Consider the following 11,842-nt stretch of genomic DNA (forward strand, 5'->3'; position numbering starts at 1 on the left):
ATTATTAAGGGAGGGGTTAGAATATGCGTAGAGTAGATAGAAATAAACATTGTAGTTTTAATGAAGATGTTAGAGAATTATTTTATATGAAACAAAATATAAATAATTCAGCATCATATACAGAAGAAGAAAAAATATCTCTTACAAGAAGTATTGAAAAGGATATCAACAATATCTTGGAAAGTCTTAAATATGAACTTAATAAAAATAAAGGATAATTTACTTTTATTTTTCTACTTTTTTCAAAATAATTGCAGAGGAGAATATCTCAATGACGGTTAAATTAGAAGTTAGCATTAATGCTAATAATAACTTGGTAAGTAAAGTAATTAATAATAGTAATAAAGTAAAAGAAAAAATAAGAGTATGATAAGAAGTTAGAATTAATAATTATTCTAGCTTCTTATTTATTTTAAAAATGATACAATAAAAATATATTAAAAAGTTAAGTAGGGAGAATAATATGTTTTTTATAGGTATTTTTGGAATAGAAAATAAAGAAAAGGAAATTAAAATAATAAATAATTTTACATGCAAGAGTTGTAATAGATTAACTATTGGAAGAATTATAAAGCATTATGAATTTTTTCACTTCTTTTTTATACCTATTTTTAAGTGGAATGAAAAGTATTATGTTGAATGTGGAAGTTGTAAAAAAATATTTTCAATATCTAAGGAAAAAGGAAAGAGCATAGAAAAAGGAGAAGATATTGAATTAACATATTGGGATTTGAATGAAATTAATAATGATTATGGATATGATTATAATATAAATAATGTTTGTAAAAACTGTGGTAAAGTAATTGATTCTGAATATAGATATTGTCCTTATTGTGGTCATAAAATTAATTAATATATTAAATTGAGGATTCTTTCCTAATAAGAATTTTAAGTTTATATATTATATATAGCTTTTGTGAATAGGAATTACATAATTAGGATAAATTAAAATAAAACATAAATAAAGGAGAGAAAAATTAATGTACAATAAAATAAAATTACCATATGAGTTTAATGCTTTAGAGCCATATATAGATGAGGAAACAGTAAAAACACACTATACTAAACATCTTCAAACTTATGAAAATAATTTAAATAATGCTTTAGAAGGATATGAAGAATATACAAAAGGAAAAAACTTAGATGAATTAATAAAAGGTGTTGCTGATTTGCCAGAAGAAATAAGGCCAGCTGTTGTTAATAATGGTGGAGGAGTTTCAAACCATAACTTATATTTTTCAATTCTTTCTCCAAATCCGAAGAAAGCTCCAGAAGGTAAATTATTAGAAGAAATAAATAACACCTTTGGTAGTCTAGATAACTTAAAAGAAGAATTAACTAATTTAACTATATCTCAGTTTGGCTCAGGTTATGGCTTCTTAGTTAAGGATAAGGATCAAAAATTATCAATAGTTAAAAGGGTAAATCAAAACTCACCAGTAATGGATGATTTAATTCCAATTTTAACTATAGATGTATGGGAACATGCTTATTATTTAAAATATAAAAATTTAAGAGCAGATTATGTAAAGAATATATGGAATGTTATAGATTGGGAAAAAGTCCAAGGACTTTATGAAGATTGTCATAATATTTAAATCTAAAGTAATACAAAATAAAAAGCACATCATAGGATGTGTTTTTTTTTATAAAATAATGATAAAATTCATTAGATTTATAAAATAAATAAAGGTTATATAGTTTAATTGTGTTAGTATATTTATAAGAGATATTATATAAATAGAGGATAATATAAAATAATAGATTTAAAATTATTATTTAATGATAGAAAAAGTAATTTTAATAGAAATATCATAATTATACCAAGGTGAGTGGATTAATAAAATAAGGAGTACTTTAATAGGAGCATTAATATTAGGACATGGCTTTTTATTTTCAGATTTAATTTGTTACACCATTGGTATATTTTTAGGAATAATAATAGATAAATGTACATCTAAAATGATGTTTAAGAGATATAAGGAGGATAAATATGATTAATTTTGCACATAGAGGAGCAAGCTCTGATTATCCAGAAAATACAATACTTGCTTTAAAAGAAGGAATAAAATGTGGAGCAAAGGGCTTAGAAATTGATGTTCATAAAAGTAAAGATAATAAATTAGTTGTAATACATGATGAAGATATAGAGCGTACATTTCTAGGAAAAGGATTAGTTAAGGATTTTACTTTAGAAGAATTAAAGTCCTTTAAAAATAGAAAAAAGCTTTTTAGAGACAATGATGAGTGTCATATTCCTACATTAGAAGAAGTACTAGATTTGATAAAAGACATAGATATATTATTAAATATTGAATTGAAAACAGATATTATTCACTACCATGGAATTGAAGAGGATGTAGTTGATTTAATTAAAAGCTATGGAATAGAAGATAAGATTATATTATCTAGCTTTAACCACGAATCAATAAAAAAGGTAAAAGCCATTAGTAAAATTAAAACAGGAGTTTTATATGAAAATCCTATAAAGGATGTTGTTGAATATGCAAGGTCCTTAGGAGCATATGCAATTCATCCTGATATAAGATTAGTATCAGAAGAATTAATAAAGGAAGCCCATAAAAATAATTTAAAAGTTAACATATTTACTGTTAATAATCCAATGTATATGAGATTGTTAATCAAAAATAAAGTAGATGGTGCCTTCACAGATTATCCAGAATTATTAAATGAGATTTTAGAGGAGAATAGGTGAATTAAATAGAATAAATTAAATTATTATATTTAATTTTAACTTATAATGTTAAATAATTATAAAATAAATAAAATATTTACAAAAAATTAATATTATTGTAGAATGTAAATACTAATTAATAGTAATTTGGGGGTAAATAAATGAATATTTTAGTGCTAGAAAATGAAAATTTTCAAGGAATGTATTTATCTAAAATAATTAAAGAGAATTTTTTAGAAGTTAGAGTTTATGAAGCTTCCAGTATAAAGGAAGCAAAAAAAATAGTTAATAGCAAAAATGTAATCGATTTATTTTTTTTAGATATTAACTTAAATGTAGGTTCTTGTTTAGCTTTAGCAAAAGATATTAGAAAAATTGAAAGATATGAATTAACTCCAATAGTTTTTATAAGTGAATCAGTAGAGTATATAATGGAAGCTTTAAATGAAGTTAATTGTTTTGATTATTTAGTTAAACCATATTTTGAAGAAAAAGCAATTAAGATTGTAGAAAAATTTTTAAAGCATTTTAATAAAAAGCAAGAAAATGATTACATATTTTTTAAAGATATTAGTGGTGAACAAATAAGAGTATATTATAAAGATATTATATTTTTAGAATATTACTTAAAAAAGTGCATAATACATACGAAAATAGGTTCCGTTGATGTAAGAACAATGGGGATAGATAATATAATAAAGGAAATAAATTATAAAAATATTATAAGAACACATAGATCTTATGCTGTTAATTTAGACAATATAAAAGAAATCAAAAAAGTCAATTCAAAGTTATGGGAAATTGGTTTTTATGATTATGATAAAAAGGCTGATTTAAGTTATAATTTTAAAAATAATTTACCAATTTTCAAATAAGAAAGGAAAATTGGTAAGGTTATATTATAAAAAATTAGCTGTAGAAATTGTGTTATTCTTTTGTAGTCCATAGAGATTATCCTTCTGTAGATATTTTGTAGTAAATTTATCTTAACAGAGAAAATAATCCTATGGATTTTTTTATTATATTAGAAATTTATAAAAATGTTATATTTTAATTTTGTAATAAAATAATAGAAAAATAGTAAAATGATTCTTTTTAGGTCTTTTTTTTTGCGTTTAAAGAAAAATTTGATAAATATATTTTAAATGCATATATAATGATATTAAATTAAAGTTTAATATGTTTTTGAATAGTATTAAAAAAATAATTAAAGCTTGAAATTACAATTTAATAAAAATCTAAATAATGTAATTTCAATAATAAATTTATATTATGAAATCTAGTTAACTTGAAATAAAAGAAATTTAAATAATATAACTTTAATATATATAGCGCGAATTAATTAAGTATATATTAAAAAGGCAGTTTATTTAAAATTCTTTTAAATAAAAAAATACTATTTAAAAATTAGAAAATTTTTATTGGGGTGATTTTATGAAAAAAAGACTGCTAGCAATTATTGCTATGGCTACTATTACATCAATGTCTATGACAGAATTAGTTTTTGCTACTGATATTACATCACAAGTGAAGAGTAAATCAGAAATAATTGAGCAAATAGCTAATGATACAAATGGAAAAGAAGAAATATTTATTAAGGAAGATAATGGAGTACAGTTATTTATTGATGGTGAAATTGATTTAGATACTAATGTTTCAAAGGATAAAGTATTAAGTTATCTTGAAAAGAATAGAGCTTTATTTGGATTTAAAAGTGAAGATATTGATTTTGGAATTGATAAATGTAAAACTGATGAACTTGGCTTTACTCATGTAAAATTAAATCAAACATTTAAGGGTAAAGAAATATATGGAAGAAAAATCACTGTTCACTTTGATGAAAATGGTAATATCCAAAGTATGACTGGTACTTTAGAAGATAGAATTGAGTCAGTTACTAAGAAAAATGAATTACCAATATCAGGAGGAGAGGCTATAAAAATAGCTAAAGCTTCAAAGGAATTTACTGAACTTACTCAAGAACCTAAAGCTGAAAATTATATTTATTACAAAGATGGACAAGCTTATGATGTATATAAAGTTAATGTAGTATATGACCTACCTACTTCTGGTAGTTGGGAGATATTTGTTGATTTATATAGTGGAGATATAATTGAAGAAAAGAGTTTAATACGTGAAGCAAGTGTTACTGGAACAGGAAGAGCAGTTAATGGATCTTTAAGAAATCTTAATCTTTATGAATATCAAAATTACTACTATATGCAAGATGCAACAAAACCTATGAGAGGATACATAAATACATTTACTGCAAACAATAGTTATACTGGCAACGCTTATTTTGTAGCTGGAAATACTTCTAATATAAATGATCCTGCAGCTGTAAGTGCACATAGCTATGCTGAAGTAGTTTATGATTTCTATAAAAATATGTTTAATAGAGATAGTATAGATGACAACGGAATGACAATTAATTCTATTGTACACTTTGGTTCAAATTACAATAATGCATATTGGGATGGATACAAGATGGTTTATGGAGATGGAGATGGTAGAACATTTACTTCTCTTTCTGGAGATCTTGATGTTGTTGCTCATGAAATGACTCATGGAGTAACTAGTTATACTTGTGATTTAAATTATGAAAACCAATCAGGTGCTTTAAATGAAACTTTATCTGATGTATTTGGTGTACTAATTCAAACTTATGATAAGTATAATGTAAAAAATGGGGGCTATTGGGAGTTTAATCCTTCAGATTGGGTTGTAGGAGATGAAATATATACTCCAGGAGTTCAAGGAGATGCATTAAGAAGTCTTGCTAATCCTACATTATATAATCAACCAGCACATATGAATAATTATATTAATCTTCCAAATACTAAAGATGGAGATTACGGTGGAGTTCACATTAACTCTGGTATTACTAACAAGGCAGCATATAATTTAGCATCATACGTTGGATGCGAAAAAACTGCAAAAATATTCTATAGAGCAATGACTACATATTTTAATAATACAACTTCATTTGCAGAAGCAAAACTTGGCTTAATCAAATCTGCTAAAGATTTATATGGTAATAATTCTAGAGAAGCTCAAGCTGTAGATACTGCTTTTACAAGTGTAGGAATTTACTAATTTGTTATTTAGACCAGCAAATAAAATTATTGCTGGTCTTTTTTGCTGTGCCCAGCACGTGAAACAACTAACCTTCCACACTCCCTCTAATACATAATATTATTTCCAATTAATTATATTTTTTACAAGTAATTTTTATGAAGTGTGACTAACCTTTTAATAAATTTTATGGTTTACTAATAGTGTCTCCTATACAAATTTTTATTATAAATAATACTTAATTCATATTTTTATCTCAATATTATTAATACGAAAAATAAAACAAAATATCTATATATTTACAAAGAAAATAAAGTAATATAAAATAGAAAATATTGAAATAATATTTTGAAGGAGGAAATAAATGAATATTTTGGTATTACAAAGCGAAGTTTATCAGAGAAAAATTCTGAAAAAATGTATTGAAGAAAAATTCTTAGATGTGAGAGTATATGAAGCAGAAAATCAAGTTGAAGCAAAAAAGATTATTAGCAGTGGAAATATTATAGATTTATTTCTTCTGGATACTAAATTAAAAGAAGGATCTGGATTAGACTTTGCAAAATTTATAAGAAAACAAGAAAAATACGAGATAACTCCAATAATATTTATTAGTGGTGAAGTATCGTATATAGTTAATGCTTTAAAGGAAACAAATTGTTTTGATTATTTATTAAAGCCATATTCTATTGAAAAAGTATTTGAACTAATAGATAAGTTTTTAAGGCACTTAAAGAAGATAGACAATAACAAATATATTTTCTTAAAGGACATAAATGGAGATCAAATAAAGATATACCATAAAGATATTTTATTTTTAGAATATTATTTAAAAAAGTGCGTAATACATACAAAAAATCGTTCTATTAATATAAAAACAAATAGTATAGAAAATGTAATAAAAGAAATAAATTATAAAAATTTTTTAAGAACACATAAGTCTTATGCTGTTAATTTAGACAATGTAAAAGAAATTAAAAGAATAAATTCAAAGCTATGGGAAGTAGTTTTTAATGATTATGATAAAACTGCTGACTTAAGCTATAGTTTTAAAAATAAGTTAGAAATATTTAAATAAGATTTTTTTTAAGGGGCTGTCGCACTAAAAATTAGTGCATAGCTCCTTTTTGTGTACCAAGCATGGGAAAAAACTTGACGCTGAAAGTCCGTTGTGGGCTTGAGAGTGAGAACCACTAGCCAATGACAATGGTGTCCAGAGTAAGTGGGAATCATATAAACTTTCAATAGATATAAAGATAAGAGAGTACTAAGGTTAATAAGAAAAATACTATCTAGGTTGAAGACGATGACTTTGAAACAAAGAATAAATAAATTGAATCAAACTAATATTGGATGGATTAATTATTATGGGATAGCAAATGCAAAGGCGTTGTTCAGCAATTAGATAAATGGATAAGACAAAGACTAAGAAGGAAGAAATTAAACTTAAAAGGAAAAGAAAGACTAAAAAAATACCTAATAAGTCAAAAAATGAATTTTAATATAAAATTTTAAATAATTAAAAATATTATTATATAATTTTTATATAAGATGGAGGAATGTTTATGAGATGTAAATATTTAGTTAAACAACATGATATAACAGACTGTGCAGCAGCTTGTTTAGCCACAGTATGTATGTATTATAAAAAAGAAATAACCATTACTAAACTAAGGGATTTACTTGGAACAGATATAAAAGGAACAACTTTATTAGGCTTAGAAGATGGTGCTAAAAAGTTAGGTTTTGATACTAAAGCAATTAGAGTTGATAAGAATGGTTTTAAAGAAAAATACACTTTACCAGCAATTGCCCATGTGATTACAGAAGAAGGATTAAGTCATTTTGTAATTGTACATAAGATTAAAAAAGAGGAAGTAATAATTTTAGATCCAGCTAAGGGAAAAGAAAAAAAGAGTATTGATGAATTTTTTAAAAGCTTTGATGGTGTATTATTACTATTAATTCCAAATAATGAATTTAATATAGGTAAAGTAAAAAGCCAAGGAATACTTTCTAAGTTTATACAGTTATTATTACCTCAAAAGTCATTATTTGCATATAGTATAATTGCTTCTGCAATACTTACTATACTAGGAATAGCATCAGCATTTTTTAATAAAATTCTTATGGATGAAATACTTCCATATAATTTAAAAAATCAATTAAATATATTTGTAATCGGTTTTTTACTTTTAGCAATAACTCAAGTTGGATTAGGTGCAATAAGACAACATATGCTATTATATTTATCTCAAAAAATAGATATTCCATTATTACTTGGATATTTTAAACATGTATATAAACTACCTATGAAGTTTTTTGCATCAAGAAAGGTAGGAGATATACTTACTAGATTTAGTGATGCTTTTACAATTAAAAATATATTAACCTCAGTATCATTATCATTGATTATGGATATTGTAATGGCTGTTGTATCAGCATCAATACTGTATGTAATGAATCAAAAATTATTTGTTGTTATTTTAGTTTTAACAATAATTAGTGCTGTATTAATTTATATATTTAAGGCTCCATATAAGAAAATTAATTTAGAGCAAATGGAAGCTGGAGCAAGGTTAAATAGTCATATTATAGAAAGCTTAAAAGGAATAGAGACTATAAAGGTTCATGCAGCAGAAGAAAAAAATATAGAAAAGTTAGAAAATGAATATATAAGGAATTTAAGGATAGCTTTTAAAGAAGGTGTTTTATCAAATATTCAAGGTTCAATATCAGGAGTAGTATCAAGTGTAGGAAATCTAGTTATTATGTATATAGGTGCTAGAATGATTATGAATGGTGATATTACATTAGGTAGCCTTATGGCATTTTCAACACTATCAGGATATTTTATGGATCCAATAGGAAGACTTATAGGACTACAACTAAGTATTCAAGAAGCTAGTATATCTTTAAAAAGAATTTCAGAAATATATGAAGTAGAAAAAGAGCAAGAAGAAACTGAAACTGAAAAAATTAAAATAGAAAAATTAGATGGAGATATAGAATTAAATAATATTACCTTTAGATATGGTAGTAGATCTCCAGTTTTAAATAATATTAGTATAAAAATACCTAAGGGTAAAAAGGTAGCTTTAGTAGGGGAATCAGGAAGTGGTAAAACAACTATATCTAAGCTTTTATTAAAATACTATACACCAGAAGAAGGAAAAATAAATATTAATGGATATAACATAGAAGAATTGGACTTATATAACTTAAGAGAAAATATATCCTATGTTCCTCAAAATGTTGAATTATTTTCAGGATCTATAAGAGAAAATATAACCTTAGGAAAAGCAAATGCAAGCTATGAAGAAATAAAAAGTGCTTGTGAAAATGCAGGTTGCAAAGAATTTATAGAAAAACTACCAGGTAAGTATGATACTTTCTTAGAAGAAGCCGGTGGGGGCCTTTCTGGAGGAGAAAAACAAAGAATTGCAATGGCAAGAGCTTTGATTAAAAAGCCAAGCTTCTTAATACTAGATGAAGCAACAAGTAATTTAGATTTTATAAGCGAAGCAAAGATATTTGATACCTTATTTAAGAAGGGGAAGAATATAACAATGCTTATGATAGCTCATAGATTATCTACTATAAGAAGCTGTGACATAATTTATGTTATGGATAAAGGAAAAATTGTAGAAGAAGGAGATCATGAAAGTTTATTAAAGAAAAAAGGTTATTATTATAAGCTGTATATAAGTCAAGTTGGCTCAATAGAAGAAAAGGATATTATATATAAAGATAATTTGGATACAGAAAAAAATAATAAAATATCAGAAAGTATTATAGAAGAGGGTGAGGAGTATGAGTACAATTGAGAAAATAGCAATAAGAGAAAATAAAACTTTAAAGCTTAATAATGTATTAATTAGAGAAATAAGTGAAAATGAATTAATTGATATAAATAAAATTAGCTATATGATGGATAGTTATATTAAATCAAAGGGAAACTCAACTATTGGACCTATGATAAATTATTCTACAGTAGAAGTAGATGAAAGTGGACAAGCTAAAGTAATAATAAAGCTAATGGTTCAATTAAAAAATCCTATATATAATGTTGAGAAACCATATGAATTAAATACGCAGCTAAGAGTAACTAATTGTCTTTTTGCTAGATTTACAGAAAAAGAAGAAAAGTTACAATTTGCATATCAAAAATTAGGAGTATATGCCTTTGAAAATGATATTAAGCTAAAGGGCGATTCTTATACTGTATTTGTAAAACAAGAAGAAGAGAATATTGTGGCTGATGTATTTATGGAAACTTTGAAGGGTGGAGATTTACTTGAAAGTATATAACTTAAATGAAATTACTGATAGTAAAATCCTTTATGATAGAAAACCACCAGCTTTTATGAATTATATTATTTTAATAGTTACAGCATTAATTGTGGCATGCTTAATTTGGGCAAATAAGTCAGTAAAAACATATATGGTAAAAGGCCAAGGATTAGTAGTTTCAGAAAATAAATTTCACATTATGACTAAGGGGTCAGGAGAAATCAAAGATGTATTTATTAAAGAAGGTAGCGAAGTAAAAGAAGGAGATGTATTATTTACAACTAATGGACTTGAAAGCGAACTTCAATTAGAGCAAATAATAGCGCAAATAAATACTTATACAAGAAGAATAGAACTTTTAACATTAGCAGAAGAAAATGCAACTAATGGAACTAATAAATTTGATCCTAATAATGAGGAAGAATTTGAATTTTATAATAAGTTAAATGCAGCTTATATAGCTAGAAAAGAGTTTGTTGTAGATGAAAAAGCATTGAAAGAACAAGGAGCAAATGAACAACAAATAAAGGATTATGTTAAAACACAAAAAAATAAATCTGATGAGCATTATTATAAAACTATTTCAGAATTTACTACTGAAAAAAATCAGTATGAATTAGAACTATCAAAGCTAGTAGCACAAAAGGAAGCTTTAGAAAGAGGAAAAAAACAATATCAAGTAGTAGCTCAAAAAAGTGGAATAGTTCATTTAAATACGCCATTAACTTCAGGAATGGTACTTCAAGGTGGAAACTTAATAGGAACTATAACAAGTAAAGAAGAAGAATTAATAATAGAAACAATGTTACCTTCAACTGATAGACCAAGAATACATGTAGGAGATGAAGTAGCATTAGCTGTAGGAGGATTATTACAATCAGAATATGGAACAATACCAGGAAAAGTAATAAGCATAGATGAAGATGCAACTATAGATAATGAAAAAGGAAATGTATTTTTTAAAGTTAAGGTTAAGCCAAATAAAACATATTTAGAAGATTCTAAAGGAGAAAAAGTTAACTTAACCTTAGGAATGGTAGCAGAAACAAGAGTTAAGTATGAAAAAATAACCTATATGAAATACATTTTAGAATTAATAGGAATTAAATTTAGTTAAATAGCATTAAGAGAAATTTTAATATAGTAATTTTAATATAAATAGCGCGCGAATTAATTAATTTTATGTTAAATATTTACAAGTGTTAAAAGTTCTTTTAAAATATATATGTATAAAATGGAGGAGAAAAAAATGAGTACATTCGTATTAAAAAGAGAATATGCTTTACAATTACCAAATAGCTATGTAGATGTTGACAGAGATGAGATGGAATATGTTGATGGGGGTGGCTCAGTATCAGAGCACTGGTGGGGCTATGCAATTAACTTAAACGTTAGTGAGTGTAAGGAGTTAAAATATGCATTTAAAACTGGTCGTAATATTGGTATAGTTTTGAGTGGCATAGCCGGACTAGCAAACCCATTGGTAGGAACTCTTGCTGGTATCATGTTGGGTGGTTATTCACAACAAATGATTGACAATTTAGACTATGCAATAGATAGGGAAACAGGAGCTACATTAAGTCTGATTAAGGAGCCATCTGGTAGTGGTGCATATATACCTTATGTAAAGCCATGGTAAAATTAATATAGTAAAATAAAAATATAATCAGATATTAATAAATAATTTCATAGAATTAAAATGCTCTCTGTAAAACGGATAATTTAAAGTTATAAAAAAATATTTATATAGCCAATCACTTTTGTGGTGGGCTATATTTT

The 11,842-nt window shown here is 25.4% G+C and carries 12 protein-coding genes and 1 pseudogene; all 13 read left to right on the forward strand.

Features of this window, described 5'->3' with window-relative positions:
* Nucleotides 1-23 precede the first annotated feature (23 nt).
* Complete coding sequence (locus ACQRD5_RS15210) at nt 24-218, forward strand: hypothetical protein (RefSeq protein ID WP_291630715.1); 195 nt, start codon at nt 24-26, stop codon at nt 216-218.
* Nucleotides 219-463: 245 nt separating this feature from the next.
* On the forward strand, nt 464-853 hold the full coding sequence (locus tag ACQRD5_RS15215; protein ID WP_291630713.1) for a zinc-ribbon domain-containing protein: 390 nt from the start codon (nt 464-466) through the stop codon (nt 851-853).
* 127 nt (nt 854-980) lie between these two features.
* Nucleotides 981-1,598, forward strand: a complete 618-nt coding sequence (locus ACQRD5_RS15220; protein ID WP_291630711.1) for a superoxide dismutase — start codon at nt 981-983, stop codon at nt 1,596-1,598.
* A gap of 232 nt (nt 1,599-1,830) precedes the next feature.
* Nucleotides 1,831-2,001 (forward strand): annotated as a pseudogene (locus ACQRD5_RS15225) (DUF2809 domain-containing protein); the annotation flags it as partial.
* Nucleotides 1,994-2,716: a glycerophosphodiester phosphodiesterase gene (locus ACQRD5_RS15230; protein ID WP_291630709.1), complete on the forward strand. Its 723-nt coding sequence runs from the start codon at nt 1,994-1,996 to the stop codon at nt 2,714-2,716. The pseudogene ACQRD5_RS15225 and the gene ACQRD5_RS15230, both read left to right, overlap by 8 nt.
* A 140-nt stretch (nt 2,717-2,856) precedes the next feature.
* A complete protein-coding gene (locus ACQRD5_RS15235; protein ID WP_291630707.1) occupies nt 2,857-3,570 on the forward strand; it encodes a LytR/AlgR family response regulator transcription factor in 714 nt (237 codons plus the stop codon).
* Between the two features lie 559 nt (nt 3,571-4,129).
* Complete coding sequence (locus ACQRD5_RS15240; RefSeq protein WP_291630705.1) at nt 4,130-5,791, forward strand: M4 family metallopeptidase; 1,662 nt, start codon at nt 4,130-4,132, stop codon at nt 5,789-5,791.
* A gap of 343 nt (nt 5,792-6,134) precedes the next feature.
* Nucleotides 6,135-6,848 carry a LytR/AlgR family response regulator transcription factor gene (locus ACQRD5_RS15245; RefSeq protein ID WP_291630703.1) on the forward strand — a complete coding sequence of 238 codons (714 nt, stop codon included), beginning with the start codon at nt 6,135-6,137 and terminating at the stop codon, nt 6,846-6,848.
* A 228-nt stretch (nt 6,849-7,076) separates the two neighbouring features.
* On the forward strand, nt 7,077-7,175 hold the full coding sequence (locus ACQRD5_RS15250; RefSeq protein WP_427747009.1) for a group II intron maturase-specific domain-containing protein: 99 nt from the start codon (nt 7,077-7,079) through the stop codon (nt 7,173-7,175).
* 160 nt (nt 7,176-7,335) lie between these two features.
* Nucleotides 7,336-9,597, forward strand: coding sequence for a peptidase domain-containing ABC transporter (locus tag ACQRD5_RS15255; RefSeq protein WP_291630701.1), 2,262 nt, complete (start codon nt 7,336-7,338; stop codon nt 9,595-9,597).
* Nucleotides 9,584-10,081 (forward strand): hypothetical protein, encoded by a 498-nt coding sequence (locus ACQRD5_RS15260; RefSeq protein WP_291630699.1) that lies wholly within the window; start codon nt 9,584-9,586, stop codon nt 10,079-10,081. The genes ACQRD5_RS15255 and ACQRD5_RS15260 overlap by 14 nt, the downstream gene beginning before the upstream one ends.
* Nucleotides 10,068-11,180, forward strand: a complete 1,113-nt coding sequence (locus ACQRD5_RS15265; RefSeq protein ID WP_427747010.1) for an HlyD family secretion protein — start codon at nt 10,068-10,070, stop codon at nt 11,178-11,180. Before ACQRD5_RS15260 ends, ACQRD5_RS15265 begins: the two co-directional genes overlap by 14 nt.
* Before the next feature lie 132 nt (nt 11,181-11,312).
* The gene (locus ACQRD5_RS15270) at nt 11,313-11,702 is read left to right on the forward strand and encodes a hypothetical protein (RefSeq protein WP_291630695.1); all 390 of its coding nucleotides are present in this window, start codon (nt 11,313-11,315) and stop codon (nt 11,700-11,702) included.
* The last annotated feature ends 140 nt before the right edge of the window (nt 11,703-11,842 follow it).

It is taken from the genome of Clostridium sp. SGI.024, from assembly GCF_050315195.1.
Taxonomy (GTDB): Bacteria; Bacillota; Clostridia; order Clostridiales; family Clostridiaceae; genus Clostridium.

What these genes read in the sequence shown, in the direction of transcription:
- ACQRD5_RS15210 (WP_291630715.1), top strand. Translation starts at nt 24, where the DNA reads ATGCGTAGAGTAGATAGAAATAAACATTGTAGTTTTAATGAAGATGTT.
- ACQRD5_RS15215 (WP_291630713.1), top strand. Translation starts at nt 464, where the DNA reads ATGTTTTTTATAGGTATTTTTGGAATAGAAAATAAAGAAAAGGAAATT.
- ACQRD5_RS15220 (WP_291630711.1), top strand. Translation starts at nt 981, where the DNA reads ATGTACAATAAAATAAAATTACCATATGAGTTTAATGCTTTAGAGCCA.
- ACQRD5_RS15230 (WP_291630709.1), top strand. Translation starts at nt 1,994, where the DNA reads ATGATTAATTTTGCACATAGAGGAGCAAGCTCTGATTATCCAGAAAAT.
- ACQRD5_RS15235 (WP_291630707.1), top strand. Translation starts at nt 2,857, where the DNA reads ATGAATATTTTAGTGCTAGAAAATGAAAATTTTCAAGGAATGTATTTA.
- ACQRD5_RS15240 (WP_291630705.1), top strand. Translation starts at nt 4,130, where the DNA reads ATGAAAAAAAGACTGCTAGCAATTATTGCTATGGCTACTATTACATCA.
- ACQRD5_RS15245 (WP_291630703.1), top strand. Translation starts at nt 6,135, where the DNA reads ATGAATATTTTGGTATTACAAAGCGAAGTTTATCAGAGAAAAATTCTG.
- ACQRD5_RS15250 (WP_427747009.1), top strand. Translation starts at nt 7,077, where the DNA reads ATGACTTTGAAACAAAGAATAAATAAATTGAATCAAACTAATATTGGA.
- ACQRD5_RS15255 (WP_291630701.1), top strand. Translation starts at nt 7,336, where the DNA reads ATGAGATGTAAATATTTAGTTAAACAACATGATATAACAGACTGTGCA.
- ACQRD5_RS15260 (WP_291630699.1), top strand. Translation starts at nt 9,584, where the DNA reads ATGAGTACAATTGAGAAAATAGCAATAAGAGAAAATAAAACTTTAAAG.
- ACQRD5_RS15270 (WP_291630695.1), top strand. Translation starts at nt 11,313, where the DNA reads ATGAGTACATTCGTATTAAAAAGAGAATATGCTTTACAATTACCAAAT.